The organism is Streptomyces smaragdinus (genome assembly GCF_009604385.1).
Taxonomy (GTDB): domain Bacteria; phylum Actinomycetota; class Actinomycetes; order Streptomycetales; family Streptomycetaceae; genus Streptomyces; species Streptomyces smaragdinus.
In genome coordinates, this window is sequence record NZ_WEGJ01000007.1 from 67,699 (window position 1) to 83,881 (window position 16,183).

General features: G+C 72.6%; 18 protein-coding genes. 10 read left to right on the forward strand and 8 right to left on the reverse strand.

The window, feature by feature from the left end:
- On the reverse strand, positions 1-1,182 hold the full coding sequence (locus tag SRB5_RS13265; RefSeq protein ID WP_153452134.1) for an ROK family transcriptional regulator: 1,182 nt from the start codon (positions 1,180-1,182) through the stop codon (positions 1-3).
- A 142-nt stretch (positions 1,183-1,324) separates the two neighbouring features.
- Here SRB5_RS13265 and fdhD point away from each other — a divergent pair, with 142 nt between their 5' ends.
- Entirely contained in the window at positions 1,325-2,152 is an 828-nt protein-coding gene (gene fdhD / locus SRB5_RS13270; RefSeq protein WP_153452135.1) for a formate dehydrogenase accessory sulfurtransferase FdhD, read from the forward strand.
- On the opposite strand, the gene SRB5_RS13275 is transcribed toward fdhD, so the two are convergent.
- Positions 2,140-2,643, reverse strand: coding sequence for an O-acetyl-ADP-ribose deacetylase (locus SRB5_RS13275; RefSeq protein WP_153452136.1), 504 nt, complete (start codon positions 2,641-2,643; stop codon positions 2,140-2,142). The two genes, fdhD and SRB5_RS13275, sit on opposite strands and share 13 nt — an antisense overlap.
- A gap of 155 nt (positions 2,644-2,798) precedes the next feature.
- On the opposite strand from SRB5_RS13275, the gene SRB5_RS13280 reads away from it, so the two are divergent.
- From SRB5_RS13280 to SRB5_RS13290, 3 genes are read left to right on the forward strand one after another with little or no spacing between them, the layout of a single operon-like run.
- Positions 2,799-3,545 carry an SAM-dependent methyltransferase gene (locus SRB5_RS13280; protein ID WP_153452138.1) on the forward strand — a complete coding sequence of 249 codons (747 nt, stop codon included), beginning with the start codon at positions 2,799-2,801 and terminating at the stop codon, positions 3,543-3,545.
- Between the two features lie 44 nt (positions 3,546-3,589).
- Positions 3,590-4,180, forward strand: coding sequence for a TetR/AcrR family transcriptional regulator (locus SRB5_RS13285; RefSeq protein ID WP_153452139.1), 591 nt, complete (start codon positions 3,590-3,592; stop codon positions 4,178-4,180).
- 19 nt (positions 4,181-4,199) lie between these two features.
- Positions 4,200-5,060 (forward strand): thioesterase family protein, encoded by an 861-nt coding sequence (locus SRB5_RS13290; RefSeq protein WP_153452141.1) that lies wholly within the window; start codon positions 4,200-4,202, stop codon positions 5,058-5,060.
- Here the strand turns inward: SRB5_RS13290 and SRB5_RS13295 are convergent.
- Positions 5,057-5,428 carry a winged helix-turn-helix transcriptional regulator gene (locus tag SRB5_RS13295; protein ID WP_153452142.1) on the reverse strand — a complete coding sequence of 124 codons (372 nt, stop codon included), beginning with the start codon at positions 5,426-5,428 and terminating at the stop codon, positions 5,057-5,059. The two genes, SRB5_RS13290 and SRB5_RS13295, sit on opposite strands and share 4 nt — an antisense overlap.
- A gap of 108 nt (positions 5,429-5,536) precedes the next feature.
- Between SRB5_RS13295 and SRB5_RS13300 the strand changes: the two genes are divergently transcribed.
- Positions 5,537-6,160: an NAD(P)-dependent oxidoreductase gene (locus SRB5_RS13300; protein ID WP_153452144.1), complete on the forward strand. Its 624-nt coding sequence runs from the start codon at positions 5,537-5,539 to the stop codon at positions 6,158-6,160.
- A gap of 21 nt (positions 6,161-6,181) precedes the next feature.
- Entirely contained in the window at positions 6,182-7,597 is a 1,416-nt protein-coding gene (locus SRB5_RS13305; RefSeq protein ID WP_323377858.1) for a lipase maturation factor family protein, read from the forward strand.
- A gap of 7 nt (positions 7,598-7,604) precedes the next feature.
- Here SRB5_RS13305 and SRB5_RS13310 read toward each other — a convergent pair whose 3' ends face one another.
- Together SRB5_RS13310 and SRB5_RS13315 are read right to left on the reverse strand one after the other, a co-directional pair.
- Positions 7,605-8,468, reverse strand: a complete 864-nt coding sequence (locus tag SRB5_RS13310) for a neutral zinc metallopeptidase (protein WP_194292918.1) — start codon at positions 8,466-8,468, stop codon at positions 7,605-7,607.
- A gap of 25 nt (positions 8,469-8,493) precedes the next feature.
- Complete coding sequence (locus SRB5_RS13315; protein WP_323377859.1) at positions 8,494-9,336, reverse strand: helix-turn-helix transcriptional regulator; 843 nt, start codon at positions 9,334-9,336, stop codon at positions 8,494-8,496.
- A 127-nt stretch (positions 9,337-9,463) separates the two neighbouring features.
- On the opposite strand from SRB5_RS13315, the gene SRB5_RS13320 reads away from it, so the two are divergent.
- Positions 9,464-10,330, forward strand: a complete 867-nt coding sequence (locus SRB5_RS13320) for an NAD-dependent epimerase/dehydratase family protein (RefSeq protein ID WP_153452147.1) — start codon at positions 9,464-9,466, stop codon at positions 10,328-10,330.
- A 1-nt stretch (position 10,331) separates the two neighbouring features.
- Here the strand turns inward: SRB5_RS13320 and SRB5_RS13325 are convergent, their stop codons facing one another.
- The gene (locus tag SRB5_RS13325; protein WP_153452148.1) at positions 10,332-11,354 is read right to left on the reverse strand and encodes a bile acid:sodium symporter family protein; all 1,023 of its coding nucleotides are present in this window, start codon (positions 11,352-11,354) and stop codon (positions 10,332-10,334) included.
- 236 nt (positions 11,355-11,590) lie between these two features.
- On the opposite strand from SRB5_RS13325, the gene SRB5_RS13330 reads away from it, so the two are divergent.
- On the forward strand, positions 11,591-13,414 hold the full coding sequence (locus SRB5_RS13330) for an AMP-dependent synthetase/ligase (protein WP_323377860.1): 1,824 nt from the start codon (positions 11,591-11,593) through the stop codon (positions 13,412-13,414).
- Positions 13,415-13,521: 107 nt separating this feature from the next.
- Entirely contained in the window at positions 13,522-14,364 is an 843-nt protein-coding gene (locus tag SRB5_RS13335) for an aldo/keto reductase (RefSeq protein ID WP_323377861.1), read from the forward strand.
- A gap of 57 nt (positions 14,365-14,421) precedes the next feature.
- On the opposite strand, the gene SRB5_RS13340 is transcribed toward SRB5_RS13335, so the two are convergent.
- Positions 14,422-14,619: a hypothetical protein gene (locus tag SRB5_RS13340; RefSeq protein WP_153452149.1), complete on the reverse strand. Its 198-nt coding sequence runs from the start codon at positions 14,617-14,619 to the stop codon at positions 14,422-14,424.
- Between the two features lie 141 nt (positions 14,620-14,760).
- Between SRB5_RS13340 and SRB5_RS13345 the strand changes: the two genes are divergently transcribed.
- Positions 14,761-15,660 (forward strand): hypothetical protein, encoded by a 900-nt coding sequence (locus SRB5_RS13345; RefSeq protein WP_153452150.1) that lies wholly within the window; start codon positions 14,761-14,763, stop codon positions 15,658-15,660.
- A gap of 117 nt (positions 15,661-15,777) precedes the next feature.
- Here the strand turns inward: SRB5_RS13345 and SRB5_RS13350 are convergent, their stop codons facing one another.
- The gene (locus SRB5_RS13350) at positions 15,778-16,086 is read right to left on the reverse strand and encodes a 4a-hydroxytetrahydrobiopterin dehydratase (protein ID WP_153452151.1); all 309 of its coding nucleotides are present in this window, start codon (positions 16,084-16,086) and stop codon (positions 15,778-15,780) included.
- Positions 16,087-16,183 lie beyond the last annotated feature (97 nt).

A 16,183-nucleotide genomic window follows, 5' to 3' on the forward strand; every position in this document is an offset into this window, starting at 1 on the left:
TTATGCGGGCGAGAACAGGTGGTCGCTGGTGAGCCGGGCGGCGCCGGTCACGCCGGCGACGGGGCCGAGTTCGCCCAGCACGATGGGGAGGTTGCCGGTGGCGAGGGGGAGTGACTGGCGGTAGACCTGGGTGCGGATGGCGGCGAGGAGGTTGTGGCCGAGGCCCGTGACGCCGCCGCCGATCACCACCAGGCCGGGGTTGAAGAAGCTGACGAGGCCGGCGATGACCTGGCCCGTACGGGTGCCGCCGGCCCGGATCAGGTCGATGGCGCAGGCGTCCCCCGCCCCGGCGGCGGCGGACACGTCGGTCGCGGCGAGGGAGCCGGCCTCCGCCAGCCGGGCGGCCAGCTCACCGGAGCGGCCGTCGCGGGCGGCGGCCTCCGCGTCCTTGGCCAGGGCGGCGCCGCCGAAGTAGGCCTCCAGGCAGCCCCGGTTGCCGCAGGCGCACTGGCGGCCGTCGGTCTCCACCACGATGTGGCCGATGTCGCCGGCGCTGCCGTTGGTGCCGCGGTAGACCTCGCCGCCGACCACGATGCCGCAGCCGATGCCGGTGCCGATCTTGATGCAGAGGAAGTCGCGTACGGAACGGGCGACGCCGGCGTGCTGCTCGCCGAGCGCCATGATGTTGACGTCGTTGTCGACCATCACGGGGCAGCCCAGCTCCTGGCTGAGCGCCTCGCGTACCGGGAAGCCGTCCCAGCCCGGCATGATCGGCGGGGAGACGGGGACGCCCTCGGGGAAGCGGACGGGGCCCGGGACGCCGATGCCGGCGCCGTCGAAGCCCTCCGCGACGCCGGTGGCGCGGAGCTTCGCCGCCATCGCCAGGACCTGTTCGAAGACGGCGACGGGGCCTTCGCGTACGTCCATGGGCTGGTTGAGGTGGCCCAGGACCTCGAGCTCGGCGTTGGTGACGGCGACGTCGACGGACGTCGCGCCGATGTCGACGCCGAGGAAGCGCAGGGCGGGGGCGAGGCGGATGTTGTGCGAGCGGCGGCCGCCACGCGAAGCGGCGAGGCCGTCGGCGACCACGAGCCCCGTCTCCAGCAGACGGTCGATCTCGACCGCGAGCCGGGACCGGGAGAGCTCGACCTGATCGCCGAGCTGCGCCCGCGAGTTCGGCCCGCCGTCGCGCAGCAGGCGCAGCAGGCGCGCCTGATGTGCGTTCGCGGGCCGAGCCGTCATGCGCCTCACCACTTCGCTCCCCTCCGGTGACTTCCGGGGGGAACGTAGCAGCGGTCGCCCGGTGTGGGAAGAAGTTGCGCGGAGATCGGTACGACTTTCTCTTGCTCGAGGACAAAGCCGGGGCTCTGGCATCATCGGGGGCATGGGACGGGTGACGGAAAGGCGGCGGGTCCTGCGGATCCGGGACGGCGCGGTGAGCACCCGGCCGGACACGCTGACGGCCGAGGAACCGCTGGAGATCCGGCTCGCGGGACGGCCGCTGGCGATCACGATGCGGACGCCGGGGGACGATTTCGCGCTGGCGGCGGGGTTCCTGGTCAGCGAGGGGGTGCTGGGGGCGGCGGCCGATCTGACGTCGATCGTGTACTGCGCGGGGGCGACCGCGGACGGCTCGAACACGTACAACGTGCTGGACGTACGCCTCGCGCCGGGTGTGCCGGTGCCGGACATCACGCTGGAGCGCAACGTCTACACGACGTCGTCGTGCGGCCTGTGCGGCAAGGCGAGTCTGGACGCGGTACGCACCAACGCCCGCTGGCCACTGGACCCGGGCCCGACGGGGCTGACGCCGGCCCTGCTGTCGTCGCTGCCGGAGCGGCTGCGGGAGCGCCAGCGGGTCTTCGACAAGACGGGCGGCCTGCACGCGGCGGCCCTCTTCTCCCCGTCGGGCGAACTCCTGGACGTACGGGAGGACGTGGGCCGGCACAACGCGGTGGACAAACTGATCGGCCGCGCCCTCCAGTCGGACCTCCTCCCCCTGAGGGACACGCTGCTGATGGTCTCGGGCCGCGCCTCGTTCGAACTGGTCCAGAAGGCGGCGATGGCGGGCATCCCGGTGCTGGCGGCGGTCTCGGCCCCGTCCTCCCTGGCGGTGGACCTGGCCACGGAGACGGGGATGACGCTGGTGGGGTTTCTGCGGGGGTCGTCGATGAACGTGTACGCGGGCTCGGAGCGGCTTCAGCTGCCTTGAGCGGCGGCGAGGGCGTCGTAGGTCTCCTCGTCGAACGCCACGAGGCGGATCAGCTCGATCCGCCGGTCGCCGTCGCGCAACGCCGCCACCGCGATCCGGGCCGCCTCCCGTACGGGAAAGCCGTACACGCCGGTGGCGATCGCCGGGAACGCGACGCTGCGGGCGCCCAGTTCGGCGGCCAGCGCCAGGGAGCGCCGATAGCAGGACGCGAGCACCTCCGCCTCGCCGTGGCCGCCGCCCTCCCACACCGGGCCCACCGTGTGGATCACGTGCCGCACCGGCGGATCCAGGTCGAACGCGGGCGTGGCCTTCGCGTCCCCGGGGTCGCACGGGCCCACCGCGCCGCCCGCCCGGGACAGCTCCGGGCCCGCCGCGCGGTGGATCGCGCCGTCCACGCCGCCGCCTCCCAGGAGGGACTCGTTCGCGGCGGTCACGATCGCGTCCGTGTCCTGGAGGGTGATGTCGCCTCGTACGACTTCGATGACCGTCATACGCCGATGGTGCGGCCGGCGGCGAGAGGACGCGAGGTAATCGCTCAGGGCTGAACGGGCGGAACCGGGTGGACTGGGCTGGTCACGGGGCCTAGGTTCGCGGCGGAAGGATCGGGTCCGGGTGGTCGGGCCGGCTGAGGTTAGGAAGCGTTGTCTTGGATCTGCCGCGTATTTTCGCCGTTCGCGAGAGCAGTCACCGGATTCACAATCCGTTCACCCCGGAGAAGCTCGCCCTGCTCGGGGAGGCCCTCGGGCTGGAGGAAGGGGCTCGGGTGCTTGATCTGGGCAGTGGGTCCGGGGAGTTGTTGTGTACCTGGGCTCGGGATCACGGGGTCCGTGGGGTCGGCGTCGACATCAGCTCCGAGTTCACCGCGCAGGCGCGGCGGCGGGCCGTGGAGTTCGGGGTCGGGGGGCAGGTGGAGTTCGTGCACGGGGACGCCGGGGGGTATGTGGCCGGGGAGCCTGTGGACGTGGCCGCGTGTGTCGGGGCGACCTGGATCGGTGGGGGGACCGCCGGCACCGTCGAGTTGTTGCGGCGCAGTCTGCGTGACGGTGGGGTCATGCTCGTCGGTGAGGTGTACTGGCGGCGGGAGCCGCCGGATCAGGAGACGCTCGAGGGCTGCCACGCCGGCGCCAGGGACGACTTCCGGTCGCTGCCCGAGCTCGTCGCGCACTTCGGGGAGCTCGGGTACGACCTCGTCGAGATGGTCCTCGCCGACCAGGACAGCTGGGACCGCTACGCCGCCGCCCAGTGGCTGAACATGCGCCGCTGGCTCGACGCCAACCCCGACGACGAGCTCGCCGCCGAGGTACGGGCCGACCTCGACGCCGCCCCGCTGCGTCACGTCCGCCACCAGCGCGAATACCTCGGCTGGGGCGTCTTCGCCCTCATGGCGCGCTGACCTGGGGTAGACAGTGTCCACCTCCGTGGTGGACACTGTCTACCATGATCGTGGACACCCGGACCCGGCTCCTCGACGCCGCCGACGGCCTCCTCGCCGAAGCCGGCGTCGAGGCCCTCTCGCTGCGCGCCATCGCCCGCCGCTCCGGCGTCTCCCACGGGGCGCCCCTCAAGCACTTCCCGCACCGGGCGGCGCTCCTGTCCGCCCTCGCCACCAAGGGGTTCCACGAGCTGGAGGCCCACGCCCTCGGTTCCGTCGACCTCCTCCCCGACGACGCGGACCCCATGCTGCGGCTGCGCACCGGCCTGCGGGCGTACTCGGACTTCGCCGTGGACCGCCCGGAGATGTTCCAGCTCATGTTCCGCCAGGACCTGCTGGACCAGGACGACCAGGAGCTCCGCGCCGCCGGCAAGGCCGCGTTCATGCCGCTGCTCGCCGGCGTACGCGACGTCCAGGCCACCGGCTGGCAGCCCGGCGCCGACCCGCTGCTGCTCGCCGGCGCCCTGTGGTCCGCGGTGCACGGGCTGGCGCAGCTGTGGGCGTGGGGGACGCTCCCGTACGCCACCGGCGCCACGGCACTGGACCAGATCTACGACACCCTGTGCCGCGCACTGGGTCTCGCCCCCACCGAATGAACGCGTAAGGAAAGCGACGATGACACACACCCGCGACTTTGACCGGGAGACCGCCGTCGTCCGGCGGGCCGGCGAGCCCGCCGTCTACGACACCGACCTGCACGGCGACTGGAAGGTCGGCAAGGGCATCAACGGCGGTCTGCTGCTGTCCGTCGCCGGCCGGGCCCTGGCCGCCGAACTCGGCGCCGGCGAGGACGGCCACGCCGACCCCTTCTCCATCAGCGCCTACTACCTGTCGACCTCCGCCGCCGGCCCCGCCACCGTCACGGTGGACACCCTGCGCCGCGGCCGCTCCGTCTCCACCGGCGCCGCCTCCCTGCGCCAGCCCGGCGAGGACGGCACGGAGGTGGAGCGGCTGCGGGTCCTGGCCACCTTCGGCGACCTCGACGACCACCTCGACGACGTCCGCACCTCCGCCAAGCCCCCGCGCATGCCCCCGCCCGAGGAGTGCGTGGGCGCGGAGAGCGCGCCGCCGGAGTTCCGCGCCGACGCCCCGCTGCTCGGCCGGGTGGACCTGCGCCTGGACCCGGCGACCGTGGGCTGGGCCGTCGGCGCGCCGTCCGGGAAGGGCGAGATCCGCGGCTGGTTCCGGCTCCCCGAGGGCCGCGAGCCCGACCCGCTGCTCCTGCTGATGGTCGTGGACATCCTGCCGCCCGTCAGCTTCGACCTGGGCGTGTACGGCTGGGCCCCCACCCTCGAACTCACCACGCACGTACGGGCCAAGCCCGCCCCCGGCTGGCTGCGCGTGGTGCACTCCACCCGCAACTTCGCCGGCGGCTACCTCGAGGAGGACGCGGAGATCTGGGACTCCACCGACCGCCTCGTCGCCCAGTCCCGCCAGCTCGCCCGCGTCCGGATGCCGCAGGAGACCGCCCGCTAGCGCGCCTTGCCCTCGTACGCCGCCTGCGCCGCGAGGATCCCGCCGATGTGGTGGCGGGCCCACTCGCAGGCGGCGTCCAGGGGCTCCAGCAGCGTCCGCCCCAGTGGCGTCAGCGCGTACTCCACCCGCGGCGGATTCTCGTCGTACGCGGTGCGCCGCACGATGCCGTCGCGCTCCAGGGCGCGCAGCGACTCCGCGAGGACCTTGGCGCTGCACCGGTGCAGCGGCACCCGCAGCTCGGTGAAGCGCCGGGGGCCGTCGGCGAGGCAGCGCAGGATCATGCCGCCCCACTTGTCCCCGAACCGGATCGGCATGATCCGGCTGGGGCAGGTGGGGTCGAACATGTCGGGACGCAGGGGATCGGGCATGGGTCCACTGTACGAAGTAACGCCACGTCGGGCCCGGTTACGTTGAAGTCACCGGCATCCCCCGGGCTAGCGTGCGCTCCTCGTCCGAACGACCTGAGGAGCGTACGTATGAGCAAGATCGCGGTAATCGGGGCCGGTGGCCGGGTGGGCCGCAGGATCGTCGGGGAGGCCGTCCGGCGGGGGCACGACGTGACGCCGGTCGTACGGGATCCGGCCCGGTACGAGGGCGCCGTCCGCGGTGACGTCACCGACCCGGCGAGCGTCGCTGCGGCCGTCGCCGGGCACGACGCCGTCGTCTCCTCCGTCTACACGCCCGGCGTCCCCTCGGGGGAATTCTTCCCCGCCTCCGCGCGGGCGCTGCTCGCCGGGCTGACCGAGGCCGGGGTGGGGCGGCTCGTGGTCGTGGGTCTGCTGTCGACGCTCACCGGCGAGGACGGCCGGATGATGCTGGACGATCCGTCGGCCCCGGCCGAGGCGCGGGAGTTCTCCCTGGGGCGGGCGGCGGAGCTCGCCGTGTACCGGGAGCACGCCGGGCCCGTCGACTGGGTGATCGTCAACCCGCCGCTGCTGCTGGACTACGAGGGCGCGGACACCGGCTCGTACACCGCCGTACCCGAGCGCTACACCGCCGGTCCGCTGGGGCGGATCTCCCCCGCGGACCTGGCACTCGCCGTCGTCGACCGGATCAACACGCCCGGACCCCTGCGGACGCAGATCTCCGTCGCGAGCTGAATCGGTGGTACGAAGACGGGTGTGGCATGGTTCACCGACTCCGGGTACTGGCTCGGCCGGCTGCTCTTCCAGCGCGGTCTGGCCGCCCTGTACCTGGTGGGGTTCCTGGTCGCGGCGAACCAGTTCCGGGCGCTGATCGGGGAGCGGGGGATCCTGCCGGTGCCCCGGTTCACCGCGCGGGTGCCGTTCGGGCAGGCGCCGAGCGTCTTCCAGCTGCACTACTCCGACCGGTTCTTCGCCGGGTGCGCGTGGGGCGGGGCCGCGCTGGCCGCCGCGATGATCGCGGGGGCGGGGGACGCGGTGCCGCTGTGGGCGTCGATGGTGCTGTGGGCCGTGCTGTGGGTGCTGTACCTGTCGATCGTCAATGTGGGGCAGACGTGGTACGCGTTCGGGTGGGAGTCGCTGCTGCTGGAGACCGGGTTCCTGGCGGTGTTCCTCGGGAACGACGAGGTGGCGCCGCCGGTGCTGGTGCTGTGGCTGCTGCGGTGGCTGCTGTTCCGGGTGGAGTTCGGCGCCGGGCTGATCAAGATGCGCGGGGACAGCTGCTGGCGGGACCTGACGTGCCTGTACTACCACCACGAGACGCAGCCGATGCCGGGGCCGCTGAGCTGGTTCTTCCACCGGCTGCCCCGGCCCCTGCACCGGGTGGAGACGGCCGCCAACCATGTCGCCCAGCTGGGCCTGCCGGTGCTGCTGGCGACCCCGCAGCCGGTGGCGACGTGGGCGGCGGTCGGGATCGCGGTGACACAGCTGTGGCTGGTGGCGTCGGGGAACTTCGCGTGGCTGAACTGGCTGACGATCCTCCTCGCCGTGTCGGTGATGCAGCTGCCGGGGGCGCCGGTACGGGAGCTGCCGGGCGCGCCGGTGTGGTTCACCGTCGTGGTGTGTGCCGTTACGGCGGGGGTGGTGGTGCTGAGCTGGTGGCCGGCGCGGAATCTGGTGTCGAAGGGGCAGCGGATGAACGCGTCGTTCAACTCGCTGCATCTGGTCAACACCTATGGGGCGTTCGGGAGCGTCACGCGGGTGCGGCAGGAGATCGTGGTGGAGGGGACGTCGGACGCGGTGCTCACTGCGGGGACGGAGTGGCGGGAGTACGAGTTCAAGGGGAAGCCGACGTCGCTTCGGCGGCTGCCGCGGCAGTTCGCGCCGTATCACCTGCGGCTGGACTGGCTGATGTGGTTCGCGGCGCTGTCCCCCGCGTACGGGTCGCGCTGGTTCCCCGGCTTTGCGGCGAAGCTGCTCGAGGGGGATCGGGACGTGCTGAAGCTGCTGGCGCACAATCCCTTTCCCGACGTGCCGCCCGCGCAGTTGCGGGCGCGGCTGTATCACTACAGCTTCACGGACTTCGAGGAGCTGCGGTCGGGGGCCGGGTGGTGGAAGCGGACGCTGATCGGCGACTATCTGCGCCCGGTACGGCGCGGCGACCTGCGGCCCTGACACTGCGTCAGGACACCTCGTCCGCCGGTACGGACCACGTGTCGCACACAGTCGTCCCGCCCGCGCGCCAGCCCTCGGTGGCCCAGCGCCGGTAGGCCGGGCCGCTGCCGTGTGTGACAGTGCCCTCGCCGGTGTCCTGCCCGTCGAGCACGGCCCGGGCCTGGGACCGCGACAGCACCCCGGCCCCCTGCGCCGCCCTCAGGGACGCGCCGGCCAGGCACTGGGCCTGCAGCTCCTCGCGGCGGCCGACGAGGTTCTCCGCGTCCTCGTCCGCGGCCAGCAGCCGTTCGTCGTGCGACTCCACGAAAACAGCCGTGAGTTCCTGCACGTGATGGCCGTACTCGTGCATGACGACGAACAGGACCCACCGCCAGTCGCCGGGACCCAACCCCTCGAAGTCAGGCGTCGAGACCGGCCAGTAGACGGTCCGGTCGTAGCCGCAGTACTGGACCGCGTCGGTGGCGGTCACCGTCTTCTCGGAGCAGGGCACGTCGGTGTCGCGGGTGACGATCTTCAGGTGGGCCGGTTCGTCGTCGAAGAGCGCGTCCTCGAGGACCGGTCGCCACATCTTGTCCAGGCAGTCCAGCGCGGCGGTCACGAAACGCTCCTGGGCGGCGGCCCGCAGGCCGAAGCGGGGCAGCGGGCAGACCCGCACGAGGGGGCGCAGGCCCGGCTTGTCGGTGAGCTGGTCGCCGACGGTGTCCGCCTCCGGCAGGGACATGGTCGGCGCGGGATCGTCGGCGCCCTCACCGGAGCCGCCGCGGCCGGACCGGACCACGGCCGCGAGCACCGCAGCCGCGAGCAGCGCGACGAGCAGGTACGTCAGGACACGCCTGCGGCCGGTGGATACGGGTGGGACGTGATCGGTCATTTCGGCATCCCCCATGCCTCGGACGTCAGCGGAAGGTGAGGTCCTGCAGGCCCACCACCCGCAGGAGCTCGAGGCGTTCGTACGCCTCCGTGCCCGGGCGGGCCGAGTAGACGATGAGCCGCTGGTCGTGCTCGGGGCTCAGCAGCACCTCGCAGTCCAGCGACAGTAGCCCGACCACGGGGTGCACGAACCGCTTCGTCCCCGAGCGGCGCACCGCCACGTCGTGCCGCTTCCACAGGGCGGCGAACTCGGGGCTGACCCGCCGCAGCCGCCGTACCAGGTCCGCCAGCGCCTTGTCGTCGGGACGCTTCGCGAACACCGCCCGCAGATCGGCCACCGCGACGCGGGCCGCGTTCTCCCGGTCCTCCGGAGGGAACAGTTCGCGCGCCGTGGGGTGGGTGAAGAACCGCCAGACGGTGTTGCGTTCCGCCGGGGGGCGGGCCGAGGCGTCGCCGGCCAGGGCCTTGGCCAGGGTGTTCTGGGCGAGGATGTCGCCGCGGTCGCTGACGACCTGCGCAGGGTTGTCCGTGAGCCGGTCCAGGATCAGCAGCAGCCCGGGACGGACGTGCGCGGTGGGGGCGTGGGAGTTCGGGGCCTCCTCGCCCGCGAGATGGAACAGGTGATCGCGTTCGTCGTCCGTCAGGCGCAGCGAGCGGGCCAGGGCCCCCAGCATCTGGCGCGACGGACGCGGGCCGCGCGCCTGCTCCAGGCGGGTGTAGTAGTCGGCCGACATCCCGGCCAGCTGGGCCACCTCCTCCCGGCGCAACCCCGGCGTACGGCGGCGGGCACCGGCGGGCAGGCCCACGTCGGAGGGGGACAGCCGGGCCCGGCTGCGGCGGAGGAAGTCGGCGAGGTCGCTGCGGTCCACCCCGCCAGCATGCCCCCGTACCCGCCGCGGAGCCAGGGACTGCCGATCCCCGGATAAGCGGGTCTCTCCCGCCCCGCGGCCCCTGCCCCCAGGCTCGAGAACACCACCCCGATCCGAGGAGCACCCCATGAACATCCTGGTCACCGGCGCCACCGGCAAGGTCGGCTCCCGTTTCGTCCCCCGCCTGCTGCAGTGGACCGCCCCCGACGACCACGTCCGGGTCCTGGTCCGCGACGCCGCCCGCGCCGCCGCGCTCGCCGGGGCCGGCGCCGAGGTCGTCACCGGCGACCTGCGGTCGGCCGACGACCGCAGCACGGCCCTGACCGGCGTCGACACCGTCGTACACGTCGCCGCCGCGTTCCGGGGCGTGCCGGACGAGGTCGCGTGGGCCGTCAACCGCGACGCCACCCTCGCGCTGGCCCGGGACGCCGCCGGCGAGGGCGTCGGCCGGTTCGTCTTCGCGTCCACCAACAACGTCTACGGCGCCGGCCGCGGCCGCCCCGCCGTGGAGTCCGACGGATACGAGCCCGGCGGCATGTTCGACGGCGCGGCCTACCCCCTGTCGAAGCTCGAGGCCGAGCAGGCGCTGCTGGAGATGCACGCGCGGCAGGAACTGGACGTACGGATCGCCCGCCTGTCGTTCGTCTACGGCGACGGCGACGACCACCTCGCAGCCGTCCTCGGCTGGGCGAAGACCTGGCCCGCGCACAAGCGGCTGCAGCTGGTCCACCACGCCGACGTGGCGCAGGGCCTGTGGCGGACGCTGACGTCCCCGCAGGCGTCCGGGCGGATCTACAACATCACCGACGACGCCCCCGTCACCACCTGGGAGCTGTACGAGGTCCTCGGCGCCGGCACACCCCCGACCGGCTCCGACGAGCCGGTCACCGACCCCTGGGAGGGCGTGGCCTCCAACCGCCGGGCCCGCGCCGAACTGGGCTACCGCCCCCTCTACCCGACGATGTGGACCGCCCGCGACGCCGGCGCCCTGTAGCTCAGGCCGCGCGCTGCCGCGCCCCCGGCGTCTTCGGGGCCGGGGGCGGTGGCAGCTCGTCCGCCTGCCGGCCCCAGCGTTTGGCTATCACCGCGCACACGATCAGCTGCAGCTGGTGGAACAGCATCAGCGGCAGGATCGTCAGCGACGCCTGCGCCCCGAACAGCACCGCCGCCATCGGCAGCCCGTTCGCCAGGCTCTTCTTCGACCCGGCGAAGACGATCGCGATCCGGTCCTCCCGGCCGAACCCCAGCCGCCGCGACAGCACGGACGTCAGCGTCAGCACCAGCGCCAGCAGCACCGCCAGCACCCCCGCCAGCGCCAGCAGCCGCAGCCCCGTGACATGCGACCACACCCCGTGCTCCATGCCCTCGCTGAACGCCGTGTAGACCACCAGCAGGATCGACACCCGGTCCACCCGCCCCAGCACCACCCGGTGCCGCTGGACGAACCCCCCGATCCACGGCCGCGCCAGCTGCCCCGCCAGGAACGGCACCAGCAGCTGCGTCGCGATCCCCAGCAGCCCCGAGGCGGAGAAGTCCGCCTCCGAACCGATCAGCCACGCCGCCAGCAGCGGCGTCAGCACCATCCCCAGCAGCGCCGAATACGTCCCCGCGCTGATCGCCGCCGGCACATTGCCCTTCGCGATGGACGTGAACGCGATCGACGACTGGATCGTCGACGGCACCACGCACAGGAACAGCACCCCCGTGTACAGCTGGTCCGTCAGCACATACGGCACCAGCAACCGCGCCAGCACCCCCAGCACCGGGAACAGCACGAACGTCGACAGGACGACGAACAGGTGCAGCCGCCAGTGCGACAGCCCCGCGAAGGCCTCCCGCGTCGACATCCGCGTCCCGTAGAGGAAGAACAGCAGCCCGATCGCCACGTCCGCCGCCGTCCGCGCGACCCCCGCCGCGCCCCCGCTCGCCGGGAACAGCGCCGCCAGGGCGACCACCGTCAGCAGCAGCAGGATGAACGGGTCGACGGGCAGCCAGGTCGGCAGTGCGGGGCGGCGCATGTATCCCTCGGGTCGGTGGTCTGACGGGCGCCGGCACATGATCCGCGGGCGCCACGTCTCATTGTCCCGCAGCGGCCGCCGCACGCTTGTCGCGGGTCCTCCCCGAAAGGGCCCCTGAGCTGGTATGCCGGTATGGAGAGATTCCGTGGAGGAATCCCCGCACCTGCCCACAACCCGACCGCGTCGGGTACCGTCGCGCCTCGGGCCCGACCACCCATGCTCCAAGGAGATCGTCCGTGCGCGAGTTCAGCGTCCCGCCAATGGCCAGGAACGCCCAGGTCGGCGGGTTGGCGGATGCGGTCTTCGAACAGGCCGAGGCCGACCCGTCACGCGTCGCCCTGGGCCGCAAGGACCTGACCGGCCGCTGGCACGACGTGACCATCGGCGAGTTCCGCGACCAGGTGCTCGCCCTCGCCAAGGGACTCCTCGCCCAGGGCGTACGGTTCGGCGACCGCGTCGCGCTGATGTCCCGTACCCGCTACGAATGGACCCTCTTCGACTTCGCCCTCTGGTCGGTGGGCGCCCAGTCCGTCCCCGTGTACCCGTCCTCCTCCGCCGAGCAGGTGCACTGGATCCTCCACGACTCCGGCGCCGTCGCCGCCGTCGTGGAACACGAGGACCACGCCATGACCGTCGGCTCGGTCATCGAACGCCTCCCCAGCCTCAACCGGCTCTGGCAGCTCGACTCCGGCGCCGTCGGCGAGCTCACCGCGGCCGGCCGGCACCTCGAGGACGACGTCGTCCAGCGCCACCGCCTCGCCGTCACCCCCGACTCCCCCGCCACCCTCGTCTACACCTCCGGCACCACCGGCCGCCCCCGCGGCTGCATCCTCACCCACGCCAACTTCATGGCCGAGGCCGACAACATCATCGAACGCTACGCGCCCCTCTTCCAGGGCCGCCCCGGCCACGTCTCCACCCTCCTCTTCCTCCCCCTCGCCCATGTCTTCGGCCGCATGGTCCAGGTCACCGCCGTCCGCGCCAAGGTCAAGCTCGGCCACCAGCCCGACCTCTCCCCCGAGGTCCTCGCCCCCGACCTCGCCGCGTTCCGCCCCACCTTCCTCCTCGCCGTCCCGCACGTCTTCGAGAAGATCTTCCGCGCCGCCCGCCGCACCGCCGAGGAACAGGGCCGCCTCGACGCCTTCGACCGCGCCGTCGACATCGCCGTGCGCTACGCCGAGGCCCAGGAGGACCGCGCCTTCGACATCGGCCCCGGCCCCAGCGCCGCCCTGCGCGTCCAGCACCAGGTCGCCGACCGCCTCGTCTACTCCCGCATCCGCGAGCGCCTCGGCGGCCGCGTCGCCTACGCCATGTCCGGCGGCTCCGCGATGCAGCGCCGCCTCGCCCTCTTCTTCGCCGGCGCCGGCATCCGCGTCCTCGAGGGCTACGGACTCACCGAGTCCACCGCCGCCGCCACCGCCAACCCGCCCGAACGCCCCAAGTACGGCACCGTCGGTCTGCCCATCCCCGGCACCACCGTCTACATCGCAGACGACGGCGAGGTCTGGCTCCGCGGCGGCACGGTCTTCACCGGCTACACCGGCGACGCCCAGGCCACCCGCGCGGTACTGCGCGACGGCTGGCTCGCCACCGGCGACGTCGGCGAACTCGACGAGGACGGCTACCTCACGATCACCGGCCGCAAGAAGGAGATGCTGGTGACCTCCAACGGCAAGAGCGTCTTCCCGCTCGCCCTGGAGGACCGCATCCGCTCCCACCCGCTGATCTCCCAGTGCATCGTCGTCGGCAACGACCGCCCGTACATCGCCGCCCTCATCACCCTGGAACCCGAGGGCGTCGACCACTGGCTGCGCATGCGCGGCAAACCCGAGCTGTCCCCCGTGGAGCTCGTCCGCGACGACGACCTGGAGAGCGAGATCCGCCGCGCCGTCGTCACCGCCAACACCCACGTCTCCAACGCCGAGGCCATCCGCACCTTCCGCATCCTGGCCACCCAGTTCACCGAGGCCCAGGGACTTCTCACCCCTTCCCTGAAACTCCGGCGCAAAGCCATCGAAAAGGCGTACGCCGAAGAAGTCGATGCCCTCTACCAGCGGTAATCGCCGGTAACCCGGCCACCGGCCGAGATGCGGGGAATGCTGGCACCGGCCATCGTGGTTGCACGAGGGAACACCCACCGACGACAACAGACAGGGATTCACCCCACGTGAGCAGCGTTCCGTCCATCACTCTGAACAACGGCGTGTCCATGCCGCAGCTCGGCTTCGGCGTCTGGCAGGTCCCCGACAGCGAGGCGACCCCCGCCGTCGCCGCCGCCCTCGAGGCCGGCTACCGCAGCATCGACACCGCCGCCGTCTACGAGAACGAGACGGGCACCGGCAAGGCCATCAACGCCTCCGGCATCCCCCGCACGGAGCTGTTCGTCACCACCAAGCTGTGGAACACCGCCAAGCACACCTGGGACCGCGACGCCGTCCTGCGCGCCTTCGACGACTCCCTCGCCAAGCTCGGCCTCGACTACGTCGACCTCTACCTGATCCACTGGCCGCGCACCGTCCGCGACGACTACCTCGCCATCTGGCGCGCCTTCGGCGAACTCGCCGGAAGCGGCCGCGCCAAGGCCATCGGCGTCTCGAACTTCAAGCCCGCCCACCTGCGGCGGATCATCGACGACTCCGGCGTCACCCCGGCCGTCAACCAGATCGAGCTCCACCCCAGCCTCCAGCAGACCGAGAGCCGCGCCTTCCACACCGAGCACGGCATCGCCACCGAGGCCTGGTCCCCCCTCGGCCAGGGCAAGGACATCCTCGGCGACCCGACCGTCGCCGCCGTCGCCGCCAAGCACGGCGTCACCCCCGCCCAGGCCATCCTGCGCTGGCACCTGCAGAACGGCACCGTCGTCATCCCGAAGTCCGTCACCCCCTCCCGCATCCGCGAGAACATCGACGTCTTCGGCTTCACCCTCGATACCGGCGACATGACCGCGATGAACGGCCTGGACACCGGCAACCGACTGGGCGGCGACCCGGACACCTTCGACTGGAACTGACACCCACCCCGTACGAAACAGCAGGGCGCCGCGGACACCGGTCCACGGCGCCCGCCGCTACTCCCGCCCCGCCCCGCCCTCCGCACGCGGCGCCGCCGCGCCCGGCTCGGCGTCCGCGACCTTCACACCAGGATCCGCCCCGTGCCGTCCGGGAGCCTCGGCCGGCTGCGCGCCGACGGCCAGGGCGACGGCGCCGCCGAGGGCGCCGGCCAGCGAGAAGGTCGCGATGAAGCTGACTATTCGGTTACGGATCATCGTGGCTCCGGGATCTCGATACAACACGGACAGGTGCCTGAAATACGGTACTTACCCAACAAATCTAAGAAACACGGACGAACCCCGCACCCCGGGCCGGTTCATCCGGGGCACCCACGACCCGTACGCCACAATCGGACCATGCCCACCCCCGCGCCGCCGCCGGTCCTGGCCACGCTCGACACCCTCATCGACACCATCTCCACCACCCACGCCACCCGGCGCCGGCAGCTGCGCATGGTCCGCGCCGAGTTCGCCGCCGCCCTCGACCGCGACGCCCTCCCCGTCGCAGCCCGCCGCGACGTCCGCCGCCTGCTCGCCGACCGCACCCTCGCCGTCTACCTGCGCCTCGCGGAGTCCGGGCAGCTCCGGTCCCGCCTGCTGCACGGCAAACGCCCGCCCACCTCCGCCGCCACCAACACCGCCCGCCACGACTGCCTGCAGCTCCTGCGCGTCGCCGCCTCCCTCCCCCCGTGGCGCCCCGCCCAGGAGCCCGTCCCGCCCCGCCCCACCCCCGGCGACTGGGAGCTGGCCATGCTCCGCCGCCGCCTCGGTGAACTCCTCGGCGGCTTCCTCACCCCCGGCCAGACCCGGTTCACCGCCATGATCGCCATGGTGCTGGACACCGAGGCCCGCGCCGGCGAACTCGTCGCCCAGCGCCTCACCGACCTCGCCCCCGACACCTCCCGCGTCCGCATCGTGCGCCGCCCGCAGCACGGCGTCTCGTACGAACCGGAGCCCGAAGACCTCACCCTGTCTCCGCTGGGCCGCATCGCCGTGGAGCGCTGGCTGCCGGTACGGGAGGAGCTCGTCGCCCGGGCGCACGGCACGAGCCGGCTGTGGGTGTCCGTGTGGCTCAACCACAGCGGCACCCCGGACGCCGACGGCAACACCGTCCAGCGCCCCCCGGGCATGCCGCTGGAGCAGAGCGGCCTGCTGCGCGCGTACCGCACCGGCCGGCACGGGCTGGGCCTGGACACGGTGCTGCCGCCGAAGCTGGAGCAGCTGCGGCGGGCGGTCGCGGGGCAGCGGGTGGACTGAGGCGCGGAGGGCCCCGGCGATCGCGTAAGACGACCGAGCCGGACCAACAGGATCCGTATGATCGAACAAACACCCGCCGGGCTTGTTATTTTCGAACGCCCTGGCGAACCGATTCGATCATTTCGCCCCGTGCCCCTGCGCGACCGCCTCGACCCGGCCGGCGAGGGTGAAGTCGAGCTCCGTGATCCGGCCGCCCGCGCTGTGCGTGTTCACCGCGAGCGTCAGCGTGTTGTAGCCCAGCGTCTGCTCCGCGTGGTGGTTCAGCTCCTCCTGGATCGCCGACACATGCACGACCATCGCCACCGCCGGCAGATGACCGGAGAAGGTGTACGTACGGGTCAGCAGATCGCCCTCGGCGACCGACCAGCCCGGCAGCCGGGCCAGCCGGGTCTCGGTCTCCTGCTCGGACAGCGGCTCGTCGGCCATGGCCGGTCCCTTCCTCGGCGGGCTCCGAAAGCGGTCTCCCGGATCCCCGGGACCGCGCGTCCAGTCTCCGCCCGCCCGCGCCGCCGGTCCACCGGGG